At 71.4% G+C, this 16,572-nt stretch carries 16 protein-coding genes; 15 read left to right on the top strand and 1 reads right to left on the bottom strand.

The window, feature by feature from the left end; translation table 11 throughout:
- The first annotated feature begins 134 nt into the window (after positions 1 to 134).
- From ftsZ to JOD95_RS03510, 13 genes are all read left to right on the top strand, one after another.
- On the top strand, positions 135 to 1,298 hold the full coding sequence (ftsZ, locus tag JOD95_RS03570; RefSeq protein ID WP_066653758.1) for a cell division protein FtsZ: 1,164 nt from the start codon (positions 135 to 137) through the stop codon (positions 1,296 to 1,298).
- A gap of 8 nt (positions 1,299 to 1,306) precedes the next feature.
- Positions 1,307 to 2,026, top strand: coding sequence for a YggS family pyridoxal phosphate-dependent enzyme (locus JOD95_RS03565; RefSeq protein WP_209683073.1), 720 nt, complete (start codon positions 1,307 to 1,309; stop codon positions 2,024 to 2,026).
- A 43-nt stretch (positions 2,027 to 2,069) separates the two neighbouring features.
- The gene (locus tag JOD95_RS03560) at positions 2,070 to 2,660 is read left to right on the top strand and encodes a cell division protein SepF (RefSeq protein ID WP_209683071.1); all 591 of its coding nucleotides are present in this window, start codon (positions 2,070 to 2,072) and stop codon (positions 2,658 to 2,660) included.
- A gap of 73 nt (positions 2,661 to 2,733) precedes the next feature.
- Entirely contained in the window at positions 2,734 to 3,030 is a 297-nt protein-coding gene (locus tag JOD95_RS03555; protein ID WP_235426555.1) for a YggT family protein, read from the top strand.
- A gap of 184 nt (positions 3,031 to 3,214) precedes the next feature.
- Positions 3,215 to 3,910, top strand: coding sequence for a DivIVA domain-containing protein (locus JOD95_RS03550; RefSeq protein ID WP_066653770.1), 696 nt, complete (start codon positions 3,215 to 3,217; stop codon positions 3,908 to 3,910).
- A 2-nt stretch (positions 3,911 to 3,912) separates the two neighbouring features.
- Positions 3,913 to 4,581 (top strand): signal peptidase II, encoded by a 669-nt coding sequence (gene lspA, locus JOD95_RS03545; RefSeq protein WP_245171096.1) that lies wholly within the window; start codon positions 3,913 to 3,915, stop codon positions 4,579 to 4,581.
- Positions 4,578 to 5,507: an RluA family pseudouridine synthase gene (locus JOD95_RS03540; protein WP_066653773.1), complete on the top strand. Its 930-nt coding sequence runs from the start codon at positions 4,578 to 4,580 to the stop codon at positions 5,505 to 5,507. The genes lspA and JOD95_RS03540 overlap by 4 nt, the downstream gene beginning before the upstream one ends.
- A gap of 651 nt (positions 5,508 to 6,158) precedes the next feature.
- Positions 6,159 to 9,641, top strand: coding sequence for a DNA polymerase III subunit alpha (dnaE, locus tag JOD95_RS03535; RefSeq protein WP_066658059.1), 3,483 nt, complete (start codon positions 6,159 to 6,161; stop codon positions 9,639 to 9,641).
- Between the two features lie 10 nt (positions 9,642 to 9,651).
- Complete coding sequence (locus JOD95_RS03530) at positions 9,652 to 10,476, top strand: hypothetical protein (protein ID WP_245171094.1); 825 nt, start codon at positions 9,652 to 9,654, stop codon at positions 10,474 to 10,476.
- Complete coding sequence (gene hisD / locus JOD95_RS03525) at positions 10,476 to 11,786, top strand: histidinol dehydrogenase (protein ID WP_209683068.1); 1,311 nt, start codon at positions 10,476 to 10,478, stop codon at positions 11,784 to 11,786. Before JOD95_RS03530 ends, hisD begins: the two co-directional genes overlap by 1 nt.
- A gap of 72 nt (positions 11,787 to 11,858) precedes the next feature.
- On the top strand, positions 11,859 to 12,356 hold the full coding sequence (gene nrdR, locus JOD95_RS03520; RefSeq protein ID WP_209683065.1) for a transcriptional regulator NrdR: 498 nt from the start codon (positions 11,859 to 11,861) through the stop codon (positions 12,354 to 12,356).
- A gap of 65 nt (positions 12,357 to 12,421) precedes the next feature.
- Positions 12,422 to 13,429, top strand: coding sequence for a quinone-dependent dihydroorotate dehydrogenase (locus tag JOD95_RS03515; RefSeq protein WP_245171478.1), 1,008 nt, complete (start codon positions 12,422 to 12,424; stop codon positions 13,427 to 13,429).
- A gap of 37 nt (positions 13,430 to 13,466) precedes the next feature.
- Positions 13,467 to 13,790, top strand: a complete 324-nt coding sequence (locus JOD95_RS03510; protein ID WP_209683059.1) for a hypothetical protein — start codon at positions 13,467 to 13,469, stop codon at positions 13,788 to 13,790.
- A 145-nt stretch (positions 13,791 to 13,935) separates the two neighbouring features.
- Here JOD95_RS03510 and JOD95_RS03505 read toward each other — a convergent pair whose 3' ends face one another.
- Complete coding sequence (locus JOD95_RS03505; protein WP_066653782.1) at positions 13,936 to 14,511, bottom strand: DUF3043 domain-containing protein; 576 nt, start codon at positions 14,509 to 14,511, stop codon at positions 13,936 to 13,938.
- Between the two features lie 51 nt (positions 14,512 to 14,562).
- On the opposite strand from JOD95_RS03505, the gene JOD95_RS03500 reads away from it, so the two are divergent.
- Positions 14,563 to 16,008, top strand: a complete 1,446-nt coding sequence (locus tag JOD95_RS03500; RefSeq protein ID WP_209683057.1) for a dipeptidase — start codon at positions 14,563 to 14,565, stop codon at positions 16,006 to 16,008.
- Positions 16,009 to 16,191: 183 nt separating this feature from the next.
- Complete coding sequence (locus JOD95_RS03495; protein ID WP_066653793.1) at positions 16,192 to 16,566, top strand: iron-sulfur cluster assembly accessory protein; 375 nt, start codon at positions 16,192 to 16,194, stop codon at positions 16,564 to 16,566.
- Positions 16,567 to 16,572 lie beyond the last annotated feature (6 nt).

Here is a 16,572-nt window from a genome sequence, read left to right as displayed (position 1 = left end):
CGATCCGCGACACGCGGCGTGGCGGGGCGACAGCCCGCGGAGCGCACCCGTAGCGTCGTGGAAGCACCGCAACTACCAGCATTGCCCCTGAACTTCAAGTAGAGGTTGAGGGTTCGACCGGAGGCCCGACTGACGTGACCACGAACCACAACTACCTCGCCGTCATCAAGGTCGTCGGTGTCGGCGGCGGCGGCGTGAACGCCGTGAACCGCATGATCGAGCTGGGCCTCCGTGGGGTCGAGTTCATCGCGATCAACACCGACGCGCAGGCGCTGCTGCTCAGCGACGCCGACGTCAAGCTCGACGTCGGTCGTGAGATCACCCGGGGCCTCGGCGCCGGCGCGGACCCCGAGGTCGGCCGTCGTGCCGCCGAGGACCACGCCGAGGAGATCGAGGAGGCCCTCGCGGGCGCCGACATGGTCTTCGTCACCGCGGGTGAGGGCGGCGGTACCGGCACCGGCGGTGCGCCCGTCGTCGCACGGATCGCGAAGTCGATCGGTGCGCTCACCATCGGCGTCGTCACGAAGCCGTTCAGCTTCGAGGGCAAGCGTCGGCAGTCCCAGGCCGAGAACGGCGTCGCCGGACTCAAGGACGAGGTCGACACGCTCATCGTCGTGCCGAACGACCGCCTGCTCGAGATCAGCGACCGTGGCATCTCGATGGTCGAGGCCTTCGCGACCGCCGACCAGGTGCTGCTCGCGGGTGTCCAGGGCATCACCGACCTCATCACCACCCCTGGTCTCATCAACCTCGACTTCGCGGACGTCAAGAGCGTCATGCAGGGTGCCGGTTCGGCCCTCATGGGCATCGGCTCGTCCCGCGGGGCGGACCGTGCGATCAAGGCGGCCGAGCTCGCCGTCGCGTCGCCGCTGCTCGAGGCCTCGATCGACGGCGCGCACGGTGTGCTCCTGTCGATCCAGGGTGGGTCGAACCTCGGCATCTTCGAGATCAACGACGCCGCCCGCCTGGTGCAGGAGGCCGTCCACCCCGAGGCCAACATCATCTTCGGTGCCGTCATCGACGACACCCTCGGCGACGAGGTCCGCGTGACCGTCATCGCCGCGGGCTTCGACGGCGGCGAGCCGGGCGCGCAGCAGAAGGAGCGTCGCTCCAGCTGGGTCGAGGCGGACTCCGGCACGTCGTCCGCGGCGTCGTCGGCCGGCACCGGCGCGATCGAGGACACCGCGACCAGCGCGCCGTCCTGGTCGACGCAGGAGCACGAGGCGCCCGTGCGTCGTGCCGCCGACCCGGCGTTCGACGACGACGACGAGCTCGACGTCCCCGACTTCCTGAAGTAAGCCGACCCATGGCAGGTGATGCGCGCCTCCAGACCGTCGACCGTGACGGACTGGAGGCGCGTCTCGCGTCCGTCCGCGCGTCCGTCGCCGACGCCGCCCGGTCCGCCGGGCGCTCGGCCGACGACCTCACGCTCGTCGTCGTGACGAAGTACCACCCGGCGTCGCTGGTCCGCGAGCTCGCCGCACTCGGGGTCACCGACGTGGGGGAGAACCGGCACCAGGAGGCGCAGGCCAAGGCCGCCGAGCTGGCCGACCTCGACCTGACGTGGCACTTCGTCGGGCAGCTGCAGTCGAAGAAGGCGCGGCAGGTGCGCCGCTACGCCGACGTCGTGCAGTCGCTCGACCGCGACTCCGTCGTCGATGCCTTCGCGCCGACCGAGACCGAGCCGGATCCCCGGGTGGTCGACGGTTTCGTGCAGGTCAACCTGACCGACGACCCCGATCGTGGTGGCGTCCAGCGGGACGCGGTCGAGGCGATGGTCGAACGGGTCCTGCGCACCGGCACGATCCGACTCCGCGGCGTGATGGCGGTCGCGCCCCTCGACGAGGAGCCCCGACGGGCCTTCGCGCGGCTCCGCGACGTCTCCGACCGGGTCGCGGCGATCGCCCCCGACGCGACCGACATCTCGGCCGGCATGAGCGGGGACCACGCCGAGGCGATCGCGGAGGGCGCGACACACCTGCGGATCGGGACCGCAATCACGGGAAACCGGCCGGCCGCGCCCTAGCCTCGTTGCAGGGCACCCACGAGCACCGACCTCCGGAGGAACCATGGCGAACCCGCTCAAGAAGACGATGGTCTACCTCGGCCTCGCCGACGAGGAACTGTACGAGGACGAGCAGCAGCAGCAGCAGGCCGCGCCGACGCGCCAGGCCGCCGCCCCTGCCGCGGCTCCCGCTGCAGCTCCGGCCGCGCAGGCTCCGGCCGCCGCTGCGCCCGCAGCCGCTGCCCCGGCGGCAGCAGCTCCCGCAGCGGTCCCCGCCGAGCCCAAGACGCACACCCACCAGCGCGGCGCCCAGGTCACCCCGCTCCGCCGCTCGCACACGACCGCACAGAAGGCGACCCCGGTCCAGGAAATGAACGAGATCCTCACCGTCCACCCGCGCGAGTACAAGGACGCCCAGTCCATCGCCGAGAGCTTCCGCGACGGTATCCCCGTCATCATCAACCTCTCGCAGATGACCGAGTCGGACGCCCGCCGCATGATCGACTTCGCGTCGGGCCTGTCGCTCGGCCTGTACGGCAAGATCGAGCGCGTGACGAACAAGGTCTTCCTGCTGTCGCCGGCCCACGTCGCGGTGAGCGGTGAGCCCGCTGAGGTAGAGTCCGACATCGAGGCGTCCTTCTTCGCCCAGTCCTGAGCCGTACCCCGGTTCACCCCGCCCCGTGCGGTCGCCCTGACGGCGGACGCACCCGAGCCGAGCGAGCCCCATCGTGTCCGTGGTCTTCGGGATCCTCTCCTTCGCCCTCCTGCTCTACTTCTTCGTGATGTGGGGTCGGTTCGCGTTCGACATCGTTCAGGCGTACAACCGGTCCTGGCGTCCTCGTGGCGCCCTGCTCGTGGTCGCCGACGTGGTGTACACGCTGACCGATCCGCCCATCAGGTTCGTCCGACGCCTGCTCCCGCCGCTCCGGCTGGGGCCGGTGGCGCTCGACTTCGGGTGGACGATCGTCATGCTCGTCGTGATCATCCTCCGGGTGATCGTCGGCGGTCTCGCACGCGGGTTCTGAGCCCGCGCCCACCGCGACACGCGCCACGCCGCGGCGAACGTCGCGGTTCCCCTCCGGCCGCGGTGTACGGTGGTCGGGATCGATGTCCGCTCCGGCGGGCATCCGCACCGCTCGTGGTGGCTGGTAGATTCGGTCGCGACGCAAGTGGTTCCACACGTTCAGCAGTTCTATTGAGGTGACGGCAATGGCTTTGACGCCGGAAGACGTAGTCAACAAGCGGTTCCAGCCGACGAAGTTCCGCGAGGGCTACGACCAGGACGAGGTCGACGACTTCCTGGACGAGGTCGTCGTCGAGCTCCGCCGCCTGACGGCCGAGAACGACGAGCTCCGCCAGCGCCTGCAGGCCGCCGAGTCGGCGCCGAAGCCGGCCGCCGCCGAGCAGTCCGTCGAGCAGCAGCCCGAGTCGACCCCCGAGCCCGAGCCGGCCCCCGTCGCCGCTGCTCCGGAGCCCGCGCCGGTCGCCGCCGCTGCTCCGGCGCCGTCGACCGTCCCGGCCGACGAGGACACCGAGGGCACCACGAACCTCCTCACGCTCGCTCGTCGTCTGCACGAGGAGCACGTCCGCGAGGGCATCGAGAAGCGCGACGCGCTCATCGCCGAGGGCACCGCGCAGGCAGCTCGCCTGGTCTCCGAGGCCGAGGCCAAGCAGCGCCAGATCATCGCCGACACCGAGAACACCAACCGCCAGCGCGTCGCCGTGCTCGAGGGCGAGCAGCGTCAGCTCGAGGGCAAGATCGACGAGCTCCGCACGTTCGAGCGCGACTACCGTGCGCAGCTCAAGAGCTACATCCAGGGTCAGCTCGCCGAGCTCGACGGGTCCGGCTCGCAGGAGTCCGGCCTCACCCCCGCGCCGGCGTCGGCGCAGGGCTTCGGCAACTGACGTTGGTCCGACCAGCACCAACGGCGAAGGTCAGTGTCCGCGCGATCGCGGCACTGGCCTTCGCCGCTGTGGTCGTGGTGGCGCTCGACCAGGGCGTGAAGGCACTCGTCGTCGCGCACCTGCCGTACGGACAGGTGGTCCCCGTCCTCGGTGACGCGCTCCAGCTGCTCTACGTCCGGAACCCCGGTGCCGCGTTCTCCTTCGCGGTGAACATGACCTGGGTGTTCTCGATCGTGTCGACCGCGGTCGTCGTCGGCATCATCGTGTTCGCCCGTCGCATCCGGTCCATGTGGTGGGCGATCGTGCTCGGCATGCTCCTCGGCGGGGCGCTCGGCAACCTGCTCGACCGGCTCTTCCGCGAACCGGGCTTCGGCCGCGGTCACGTGGTGGACTTCATCTCGACGCCGTGGATGATGCCGGCGATCTACAACATCGCCGACTCGTTCATCTGCGTGAGCATGGTCGTCTTCGTCCTGCTCGTCATCGTCGGCGTGAACCTCGACGGCACCCGTGCCCTCTCAGCGAAGCAGCAGCGCGCTGCGGAGGCGGCGGCCCGCTCCTCGGTCGCCGACGGGACGGAGCCGTCCCGCGCCTCCCGTCCGGTGGTGGCGGAGCCCGACCCGCGCGCGCCGCGCGACGGTCGTGACGTCCTCGGGCACGACGCGACGTGAGCGAGCAGCGTTCCCTGCCCGTGCCCGACGGCCTCGCCGGTGAGCGGGTCGACGCGGCCATCGCGAAGCTCCTCGGGTTCTCGCGCTCCTTCGCGGCCGAGGTCGTCGCGGCCGGCGGCGTCCGCGTGGACGGCGTCGAGGTCGGCAAGTCCGACCGGCTGCACGCCGACTCCTGGCTCGAGGTCGAGTGGTCCCCGAAGGAGCCCCCGCGCATCGTGCCGGTCGAGGTCCCGGGCATGCGGGTCGTGCACGACGACGAGGACATCGTCGTCGTCGACAAGCCGATCGGCGTCGCCGCGCACCCGTCGCCCGGGTGGGACGGGCCGACGGTGCCCGGTGGGCTCGCCGCGGCCGGCTTCACCATCGCGACCTCCGGCGCCGCCGAGCGGGCGGGGATCGTGCACCGGCTCGACGTCGGGACCTCGGGCCTGATGGTCGTCGCGAAGACGGAGCTCGCGTACACGCACCTCAAGCGGGCGTTCAAGGAGCGCACCGTCGAGAAGGTCTACCACGCGCTGGCGCAGGGGCACCCGGATCCGACGTCGGGGACCATCGACGCACCCATCGGACGGCACCCGTCGAGCGACTGGAAGTTCGCGGTCACGGCCGACGGCAAGCCGAGCGTGACGCACTACGAGACGCTCGAGGCGTTCCGGTCGGCGAGCCTGCTCGAGGTGCACCTGGAGACCGGGCGGACGCACCAGATCCGCGTGCACATGGCGGCGACGAAGCACCCGCTCGTCGGCGACACGATGTACGGCGCCGACCCGGTGCTGGCGTCCGAGCTCGGACTGACGCGGCAGTGGCTCGACGCGGTTCGACTCGGGTTCGAGCACCCGCGGACGGGCGCGTGGGTGGAGTTCCGGGCCGAGTACCCGGACGACCTGCAGCAGGCGCTCGACCGCATCCGCGCCGCCTCGGCGTAGGCCGGCGGCGGCGCGGGCGGCGCGCCGAGCGGGCCAGATCTGTCGCGCTCGGTGCCCTCGCCCGACGTGTTCCGCCCGCTCGGCGGAACACGCGCGGCGTGTCCTGCCCGCTCGGGCGGGGCCAGCGCGGCGCGCGTCGGGACGGGAGGCGCGTGGCGGGCCCGCCGCGTGCCTCCCGTCCGCCTTCGGGTGGCGTGCCGCGTCAGGTTCCGAGCGGGCCAGATCTGTCGCGCTCGGTGCCCTCGCCCGACGTGTTCGGCCCGCTCGGCGGAACACGCGCGGCGTGTCCCGCCCGCTCGTCCGGGGCCAGCGCGGAGCACGTCGGGACGGGAGGCGCGTGGCGGGGCCCGCCACGTTCCTCCCGTCCGCCGTCGGGTGGCATCCCGCGTCGGGTTCCGAGCGGGCCAGATCTGTCGCGCTCGGTGCCCTCGCCCGACGTGTTCCGCCCGCTCGGCGGAACACGCGCGGCGTGTCCCGCCCGCTCGCGGTGCGGCACCGCCGGAGGCCGGCCGGAGGGCACGCCGGACACGCGGGGGACGTCGGTGCCGGCGGTTAGAGTTGTCCCGCCCCGCAGCAGTCCCCGTCGTAACCGGAGGTCCCGTGTCGGATTCCGACTCCTTCGTCCACCTGCACGTGCACAGCGAGTACTCGATGCTCGACGGTGCCGCCCGGCTGAGCGACCTGGTCGCCGAGACCGCCGCGCAGGGCATGCCGGCCGTCGCGGTCACCGACCACGGCAACATGTTCGGCGCGTTCGAGTTCTGGAAGGCCGCGAAGGCCGGTGGCGTCAAGCCGATCATCGGCACCGAGGCGTACATCACGCCGCGGACCCACCGGTCGGACAAGACCCGCATCCGCTGGGGTGACGGCGGCGGTGACGACGTGTCCGGCTCGGGTGCGTACACCCACATGACGATGTTCGCCGAGAACACGACGGGCATGCACAACCTGTTCCGCCTGTCGAGCCGGGCATCGATCGAGGGGTACTACTTCAAGCCCCGCATGGACATCGAGCTCCTCGACCAGTACCACGAGGGGATCATCGCGACGACGGGCTGCCCCTCGGGCGAGATCCAGACGCGCCTGCGCCTCGGGCAGTACGACGAGGCGCTCAAGGCGGCGGCGGACTACCGCGACATCTTCGGCAAGGACAACTACTTCGCCGAGATCATGGACCACGGCCTCGAGATCGAACGCCGGGTCATCGAGGACGTCGTCCGCATCTCGAAGGACCTCGGCATCCCGCTGGTAGGCACGAACGACCTGCACTACACGCACTCCCACGACGCGAAGTCGCACGCGGCGTTGCTCTGCGTGCAGTCCGGGTCGACGCTCAACGACCCGAACCGCTTCAAGTTCGACGCCGACGAGTTCTACCTCAAGACGCCGCAGCAGATGCGTCACGTCTTCCGCGACCACCCCGAGGCCTGCGACAACACCCTCCTCATCGCCGAGCGGTGCAACGTCGAGTTCGACACCGCCGCGAACTACATGCCGAAGTTCCCGGTGCCCGAGGGCGAGACCGAGCACTCCTGGTTCGAGAAGGAGGTCGCGAAGGGGCTGCAGTACCGGTACCCGGGCGGCATCTCGAAGGAGGTCCAGGACCGTGCCGACTACGAGGTCGGGATCATCAACCAGATGGGCTTCCCGGGCTACTTCCTGGTGGTCGCGGACTTCATCAACTGGTCGAAGAACAACGGCATCCGCGTCGGTCCGGGCCGAGGGTCCGGTGCCGGCTCGATGGTGGCGTACGCGATGCGCATCACCGACCTCGACCCGATCCGGCACGGCCTGATCTTCGAGCGCTTCCTCAACCCGGACCGCGTCTCCATGCCCGACTTCGACGTCGACTTCGACGACCGGCGCCGCGGTGAGGCGATCAAGTACGTCACCGAGAAGTACGGGTCCGAGCGCGTCGCGCAGATCGTCACCTACGGCACGATCAAGGCGAAGCAGGCGCTCAAGGACTCCTCGCGGGTCCTCGGCTTCCCGTTCGGCATGGGCGAGAAGCTCACCAAGGCGATGCCGCCGCCCGTGATGGGCAAGGACATCCCGCTCACCGGGATCTTCGACAAGGACCACCCGCGGTACAAGGAAGCGGTCGACGTCCGGACGGTCGTCGAGACCGACCCCGAGGCGAAGACCGTCTTCGACACGGCGCTCGGGCTCGAGGGCCTGAAGCGGCAGTGGGGCGTGCACGCCGCCGGTGTGATCATGTCGAGCGAACCGCTCATCGACATCATCCCGGTGATGAAGCGCGAGCAGGACGGCCAGATCGTCACGCAGTTCGACTACCCGGCAGCGGAGTCGCTCGGCCTGATCAAGATGGACTTCCTGGGTCTCCGGAACCTGACGATCATCAGCGACGCCCTCGACAACATCAAGACGAACCGAGGGATCGAGCTCGACCTCGAGACCATGGGCCTCGAGGACGACGCCGCCTACCAGCTCCTGCAGCGCGGCGACACCCTCGGCGTCTTCCAACTCGACGGCGGCCCGATGCGCGGTCTGCTCCGGCTCATGAAGCCGGACAACTTCGAGGACATCTCCGCGCTCATCGCCCTGTACCGCCCGGGCCCCATGGGTGCGAACTCGCACACGAACTACGCGCTCCGCAAGAACGGCGAGCAACCGATCACGCCGATCCACCCGGAGCTCGAGGAGCCCCTGCAGGACATCATCGGCACGACCTACGGCTTGATCATCTACCAGGAGCAGGTCATGGCCATCGCGCAGAAGGTCGCAGGCTTCTCGCTCGGACAGGCGGACATCCTCCGCCGCGCGATGGGCAAGAAGAAGAAGTCCGAGCTGGACAAGCAGTACGCCGGCTTCGAGAAGGGCATGCAGGACAACGGCTACTCGGCCGCGGCGATCAAGACGCTGTGGGACATCCTGCTGCCGTTCTCCGACTACGCCTTCAACAAGGCGCACTCGGCGGCGTACGGCGTGGTGTCGTTCTGGACCGCCTACCTCAAGGCCCACTACCCGGCGGAGTACATGGCGGCGCTGCTGACCAGTGTCGGCGACGCCCGCGACAAGCTCGCGCTGTACCTGAACGAGTGCCGCCGCATGGGCATCCGGGTGATGCCGCCGGACGTCAACGAGTCGATCGGCTTCTTCGCCGCCGTCGGTGACGACATCCGCTTCGGCATGGGCGCCATCCGCAACGTCGGCTTCAACGTGGTCGACGACATCGTGAAGGCGCGCACCGAGAAGGGCGCGTTCGAGTCGTTCCACGACTTCCTCCGGAAGATCCCGATCTCGTCGGCCAACAAGCGGACGGTCGAGTCGCTCATCAAGGCGGGTGCCTTCGACGAGTTCGGTGACACCCGGCGTGCGCTCGTCGAGATCCACGAGGGCGCGGTCGAGGGCGCGGTGAAGGTCAAGCGCGACGAGGCCAACGGCAACATCGGCTTCGACTTCGACTCGCTCTTCGCCGAGGTGGCCGAGGAGACCCCCGCCGCGGCGCCGGTGTCCCAGGTGCCGGACCGCCCGGAGTGGGCGAAGCGCGACAAGCTCGCCTTCGAGCGGGACATGCTCGGGCTGTACGTGTCGGACCACCCGCTCGCCGGTCTCGAGATCGAGCTCGCGAAGCACCAGTCGATCACCATCGCCGACCTCATCGCCGCCGACGACGGCATCGAGGGCGAGACGGTCACGGTCGCCGGGCTCCTGACGAGCGTGCAGCACCGGGTCGCGAAGTCGAGCGGCAACCCGTACGGCATCGTCCAGATCGAGGACTTCGGCGGCGAGATCGGCGTCATGTTCCTCGGCAAGACGTACCAGGAGTTCGGTCCGTCCCTGGTGGCGGACTCGATCGTCGTCCTGCGCGGCCGGGTCAACGTGCGTGACGACGGCAAGGCGCTGCACGCCGTGAGCATGTTCCAGCCGAACGTCGGCGACGCGATGGGGTCCGGCCCGTTGACCCTGTCCCTGCCGGAACGCCGGGCGACGACCTCGACGGTGACCGAGCTGGCCGCGGTGCTCGGCCGGCACCAGGGGGAGACCGAGGTCCGCCTCAAGCTGCTCAAGGACGACGTCGCGCGGACCTTCGAGCTGCCGTTCCCGGTCAGCCTGACGCCCGACCTGTTCGGCGAGCTGAAGAGCCTGCTCGGACCGCGCTGCCTGGTCTGAGGCGGTCGACGTGATCGTTCCCGGAGCACCGCGGCCGTCGGCCGTGGTGCTCCGGGCGTTCGGAGCGGGGGAGCGGCGCCCGCTGCTGCTGCCCGGCGGGCAGGGCACGACGTGGCGCGCGGGCGGGATCGTCCTGCGGCCGCACGGGGACGCCCGGGAGGCCCGGTGGCGGTCCGCCACGCTGGCCCGCCTCGCGCACTCCGACCGCTTCCGCGCGCCGCGTCCCGTGGCGTCGGCCGACGGGTCCTGGCTCGTCGACGGGTGGGAGGCATGGGAGTGGCTGCCGGGCGCGACCGACCCGAGCCGCGTCGACGAGGTCCTCGCCGCCGGCGATGCCTTCCACCGAGCGGTCGCCCACCTGCCCCGCCCGGCGTTCCTCGACCTCGTCGACGACCCGTGGAGTCGGGCGGACCGGATGGTCTGGGCCGGGACGCTGCGGCCGTCGGGGCCGCTGCTCGACCGGCTCGCTGCGGCGTTCCGGCCGGTGCGAGCGCCGTCGCAGGTCGTGCACCGTGACCTGCTCGGCAACGTGCTCTTCGCCGCGGGGGAGCCACCGACCGTCTTCGACTGGGCACCCTCGTGGCGCCCGGTCGGGTACGCCTCTGCGATCGCCGTCGTCGACGCGGTCTGCTGGCACGGGGTCCCCGTCGAGCGGCTGCCGGCGCTCGGGCAGCTCGCCGCGGTGTCCGACTGGCCACAGCTGCTCGTCCGGGCGCTGGCGTTCCGCGTCCTCGTCCTGCACGTGCTCGGGGTGTGGGACGACGACCACGCCGAGCGGCACCGCCCCCTCGCGACGGCGCTCCTGTCGGGTGCCGCCGGTACGCTTGACGCCTGATGATGCAGCGAATCGACCTCCGCGGCGGACTGCCCGCCCGTGCCGACCTCCTCCGCCTGATGCCCCGCGCCGTCGGTGACGTCTCGCACGCCGTCGACGCCGCCCGCGACCTCGTGGACGCGGTCCGGCAGGACGGGGCAGCCGCGCTCCGCGAGCAGGCGGAGCGGTTCGACGGAGGAGCCCCCGAGCACGTCCGGGTCCCCGCCGCCGAGATCGCCGCGGCCGTCGCCGGCCTGACGCCGGAGCTGCGCGAGGCCCTGGACGAGGCCATCCGCCGCGTCCGTGCTGCGAGCGCTGCCCAGGTCCCGGCTGCGTCGGTCACGTGCCTGGCCGACGGCGCCGAGGTCCACCAGCGATGGCAGCCGATGCGTCGCGTCGGGCTCTACGTGCCGGGCGGCAAGGCCGTCTACCCCTCGAGCGTCGTGATGAACGTGGTCCCCGCGCAGGTCGCGGGCGTCGGGTCGATCGCCCTCGTCTCGCCGCCGCAGCGCGACCACGGCGGGCGCGTGCACCCGACGATCCTCGCCGCGGCCGGACTGCTCGGCATCGACGAGGTCTACGCGATGGGCGGGGCCGGTGCGGTCGGTGCGCTGGCGTACGGCGTCGCCGAGATCGGCCTCGAGCCGGTCGACCTGGTCACCGGTCCGGGCAACAACTTCGTCGCAGCGGCCAAGCGCCTGGTGCGCGGGGTCGTGGGCATCGACTCCGAGGCCGGCGCGACCGAGATCCTCGTCATCGCCGACGACACCGCGGACCCCGGCTACGTCGCCGCCGACCTGGTGAGCCAGGCCGAGCACGACGAGCAGGCCGGCAGCGTCCTGGTGACCACCTCGGCCGCGTTCGCCGACGCGGTCGAGGCCGCGATCCCGGAACGGGTGGCGGCGCTGGGGACGGCTGCGCGCCTCCAGACCGCACTCGACGGCCCGCAGTCCGCGATCGTGCTCGTCGACTCCCTGGCCGACGCGGCGACCGTCAGCAATGCGTACGGGCCCGAGCACCTGGAGATCCAGACGGCGGACGACGACGCCGTGCTGGCGGACATCGACGCTGCCGGAGCCGTCTTCGTCGGGCCGAGCACCCCGGTGAGCCTCGGCGACTACCTCGCCGGGTCGAACCACGTGCTGCCGACCGGCGGACAGGCACGGTTCGGGTCCGGACTGTCGGCCTCGACGTTCCTCCGACCGCAGCAGGTCATCCGCTACACGCCCGCCGCGCTGGCCGAGGTCGCGCCGCACATCGTGGCGCTCGCGACCGAGGAACAGCTGCCCGGTCACGGTGCCGCGGTGACGGAACGCACCGGGCGGTCCTGAGCGCCGCCGATCGTCCACAGGGTCGTCACCGCGCCCTGTGGGCGTCGTCGAGCCGATAGCCTGGGACACGACATGTTCTGCCCCTTCTGCCGCCACCCGGACTCCCGCGTCGTCGACTCCCGCACGAGCGACGACGGCACCTCGATCCGCCGCCGACGCCAGTGCCCGAACTGCGGGCGCCGGTTCTCGACGACGGAGACCGCGTCGTTGAACGTCGTGAAGCGCAACGGCGTGACCGAGCCGTTCAGCCGCGACAAGATCGTCTCCGGTGTGCGCAAGGCGTGCCAGGGACGCCCGGTGACCGACGGTGACCTGGCCGTGCTCGCACAGCGCGTCGAGGAGACCGTGCGCTCGTCGGGGTCCAGCCAGATCGACGCGAACGACATCGGTCTCGCCATCCTGCCGCCGCTGCGCGAGCTCGACGAGGTGGCGTTCCTGCGGTTCGCGAGCGTCTACCAGGCCTTCGACACGCTCGAGGACTTCGAGGACGCGATCGCACAGCTGCGCCGCGACCACCACGCAGCCGGGGTCGCAGCGTCCGGCGGTGCCGGCTCGGGCAGCAGCGCGTGAGCGGGGTCGCGGAACGCCTCGTCCGGAACGGGTACGCGGTCGTCTTCCGGACGGTGTTCGCCAACATGGACCCGGAGCGCGCACACCACGTCGCGTTCGCCGTGATCCGCGCGCTGCCGAGGGTGCCGTTCCTGAACGGCACGGTGGAGCGCTACGCCAGGCCAGCAGCTGCCGACGGGATCACGACGATGGGGATCCACTTCCCCTCGCGCTTCGGTCTCGCGGCCGGGTTCGACAAGGACGCCAAGGGCATCGCCGGACTCGGGCTGCTCGGGTTCGGGCACGTCGAGGTCGGCACGATCACCGCGAAGGCGCAGCCCGGCAACGACAAGCCCCGGCTCTTCCGGCTCATCCGCGACAGGGCGCTCGTCAACCGGATGGGGTTCAACAACCACGGTGCCGCCAGGGCTGCACGGCGGCTCGAACGGGCACGACGGCACCCGGGTCGCCCGGTCATCGGAGTCAACATCGGCAAGAGCCGGGTCGTCGCGGTCGAGGACGCGGTCGACGACTACCTCGAGTCGACGCGCCTGCTCGCCCCGTTCGCGGACTACCTCGCGGTCAACGTCAGCTCGCCGAACACGCCCGGTCTCCGCGGGCTGCAGGAGGCCGACCAGCTCCGACCCCTGCTGACGGCCGTCCGCGACGCTGCGGGGCGGACCCCGGTGCTCGTGAAGATCGCCCCGGACCTGACCGACGAGCAGATCGATGCGATCGCCGGGCTCGCGGTGGACCTCGGACTCGCCGGCATCATCGCCAACAACACGACGATCGCCCGCACCGGGCTGACCACGCCGGACGCCGAGGTCGAGGCCATGGGTGCCGGCGGCCTGTCGGGTGCCCCGATCGCCGCCCGGTCGCTCGAGGTGCTGCGTCGGGTCCGCGCCGCGGTGCCGCAGGACTTCTGCGTCGTCGCCGTCGGGGGAGTCACGAGCGAGCAGGACGTGCAGGACCGCATCGACGCGGGCGCCACGCTCGTGCAGGGGTACACGGCGTTCCTCTACGAGGGGCCGACCTGGGCGATGCGCATCAACCGGCTGCGGCGTCGGCGGCTGCGGCGCGCAGCGCGGTAGCGGCAGGCGGCACTCGCTCTGCGCCGACCGTGGTGTCGTGCTCCGCACACGGCCCACTGCCGTCGGGCTGTTCGCCGGTTCGCCGGTTCGCCGGTTCGCCCACTTCCGTCGCAGGATCCGCCGCTCGCTGCCGCTCTCGTTGCGCGACCTGCCGCTCGTGTTCGCTCGGCGCGGCATGTCCTGCGACTGGAAGACCGCAGGACCGGGACCAGGACCGGGACCGCCGAGCGTCGGAGCGACCGGAGCACCGCGGGACCACGACCCCGGGACCGGGACCCCGGAGCACCGGAAGGCCAGCCGTCCGGAGGGCACCGAGCCGATCGAGCAGGACACGCCGCTCGCGTTCGGCGTTCGGGCGTGATCCGTCGGCGCGCGACGCCGACCGAGACGGATCTGGCCCGGTTGACGAACACCGTCAGGCACCGCGCGACCCCGGAACACCCCGGAACGCCTCGGAACGACGAAGCGCCGCCCGGCTCGGCCGGACGGCGCTCGTGGCACTGCGCCTACAGCGAGGGGTACTCCCCGCGGCGCACCTGCGGCTTCGGCAGGCGCAGGAAGCGGAGCTGCCACGCCCGCGTCAGGATGTAGAAGAACGTCCCGCGCTGCATGTCGCCGAACTTCGCGGTGATCTTCTTGCGCAGCGAGAGCCACAGCACGATGCAGTCGAGGACGAACAGCGCGACGAACGCCCACACCAGCAGGAGCGAGTACGACGCCAGGACGGTCTGCGCTGCGGCGAACCCGACGATGAGGAACAGCACGAGCACGGGCATCATGACCTCGCCCACGTTCCAGCGAGCGTCGATCCAGTCGCGGACGAACTTGCGCTGCTCGCCCTTGTCCTTCACCGGGAGGTAGCGTTCCTCGCCGTTCGCCATGCCGACACGGGCCTTCTCGCGCTCCGTGTTGAGCCGCGCGCGAGCGGCCTTCTTGTCCTGCGGGCTGTTGCCGACGAGCGGGCGTCGGTTGGCTGCCTCGCGCTCACGACGCGACGGCGTCGGACGACCCTTGCCGGACTCGAGGAGTTCTTCCTCCGACGGGTTGACGGTCGTGTTGGTCTTGGGGGCTGCCTTCGCCACGGTGCGTTCCTGACTGCGGTTGCGTGCTGGATCTCCTCTAGATTACGGGACATGACCGACACCGACCAGCACAGCCCCGCGACCGACCCCGCGCTCCTCGACGCCCTCCGCGACCACGTGCAGGGAGGCCTGCCGACGACGATCGCCGACCTGTCCGCGCTGGTCCGGTTGCCGTCGGTGTCCTGGTCGGCGTTCGACCCGGCGCACGTGCAGGCGAGTGCCGAGGCGGTCGCGGATCTGGCCCGGTCGACGGGGGTCTTCGCCGACGACGCCGTCCGCATCGTCCGTTCCGCGGTCGAGGGGGAGACCGCGGGCGCGGAGGAGGCCGGCCGCGAGCTCGGGCAGCCCGCCGTCCTGGCGGTGCGTCCTGCGCGGAACGGGAAGCCGACCGTCATGCTCTACGCGCACCACGACGTCCAGCCACAGGGCGACGACGCCCTGTGGGAGACCCCGCCCTTCGAGCCGACCCTCCGCGGCGACCGCCTGTACGGTCGCGGCGCCTCGGACGACAAGGCCGGCGTGATGACCCACGTCGCCTCGCTCCGCGCGCTGCACGCGCAGTTCGGCGACGACCTCGAGCTCGGTGTCGTGCTCTTCGTCGAGGGCGAGGAGGAGTTCGGCTCCCGCTCGTTCCGCACCTTCCTCCGCGAGCAGAAGGAGCACCTGGCGGCCGACGTCATCGTCGTGGCCGACAGCGACAACTGGTCGGTCGACGTCCCGTCGATCACCGTCTCGCTCCGCGGCAACGTGACGTTCCGCGCGACGCTGACGACCCTCGAGCACGCGAGCCACAGCGGCATGTTCGGCGGTGCGGCCCCGGACGCGATGATCCCCATGGTCCGGCTGCTCGCCTCGCTGCACGACGACGACGGCTCGGTCGCCGTCGAGGGGCTCACGGCGTACGACGCCGACGTGCCCGAGCGCTCCGAGGCCGAGCTCGCCACCGACGCGGCCCTGCTCGAGGGCGTCCGACCGGTGGGGACGGGTCCGGTGCTGTCCCGGATGTGGTTCCAGCCGTCGATCACCGTGACGGGCATGGACGTGCCGAGCGTGGCGAACGCGTCGAACACCCTGCTGCCGACCGTTGCCGCCCGCGTCTCGGTCCGCGTGGCCCCCGGACAGTCGGCGACCGACGCGTACGCGGCCGTCGAACGCCACCTCCGCGCCCACGTGCCGTTCGGCGCGAAGCTCGACGTCACCGAGGTGGACACCGGCGACGGCTTCCTCGTGGACACCGCCGGCTGGGCGGTGCAGGAGGCCCGCACTGCCATGCACGAGGGCTGGGGCGCGCCCGCCGTCGAGCAGGGCATCGGCGGATCCATCCCGTTCGTCTCGGACCTGGCCGCCGAGTTCCCGGAGGCGCAGATCCTGGTGACGGGTGTCGAGGACCCCGACACCCGGGCGCACAGCCCGAACGAGTCGCAGCACCTCGGGGTCCTGCACCGCGCGATCGCGTCGGAGACGATCCTGCTGGCGCGCCTGGCGACGCGCGCCTGACGCGTCCCCACCGCTGGTGGGGACCGGGGGAGCGCCGGACGGGAGGCCCGTGGCGACGCCGCCACGGGCCTCCCGTCCGTCGTCCGGTCCCGCCCTGTGCACGGACGGCCCGTCCTGTCGGCTCGCGTGCTTACAATCGACCTCAGGCGCGGTGACCGACACCGCCCGGAGGGAGACGCGCGGATGAGCGACACCATCACCGACAACGCACCGGCGACGGACGCACGTGCCCACGGGGTCGCGCTCAGCGACGCTGCGGCGGCGAAGGTGGCGAGCCTGCTGGAGCAGGAGGGGCGCGACGACCTCCGCCTGCGCCTCGCGGTCCAGCCCGGTGGCTGCTCGGGCCTGATCTACCAGCTGTACTTCGACGAGCGCCTGCTCGACGGGGACGCCACGACCGAGTTCGGCAGCGGTGTCGAGGTCGTCGTCGACAAGATGAGCGTCCCGTACCTCGACGGCGCCACCATCGACTTCGAGGACACCATCCAGAAGCAGGGCTTCACCATCGACAACCCCAACGCGCAGGGCAGCTGCGCGTGCGGCGACAGCTTCCACTGACGCCAC

It is taken from the genome of Curtobacterium sp. 1310, from assembly GCF_017834105.1.
GTDB lineage: Bacteria > Actinomycetota > Actinomycetes > Actinomycetales > Microbacteriaceae > Curtobacterium.
This window is presented reverse-complemented; position numbering and strand designations above follow the sequence as displayed.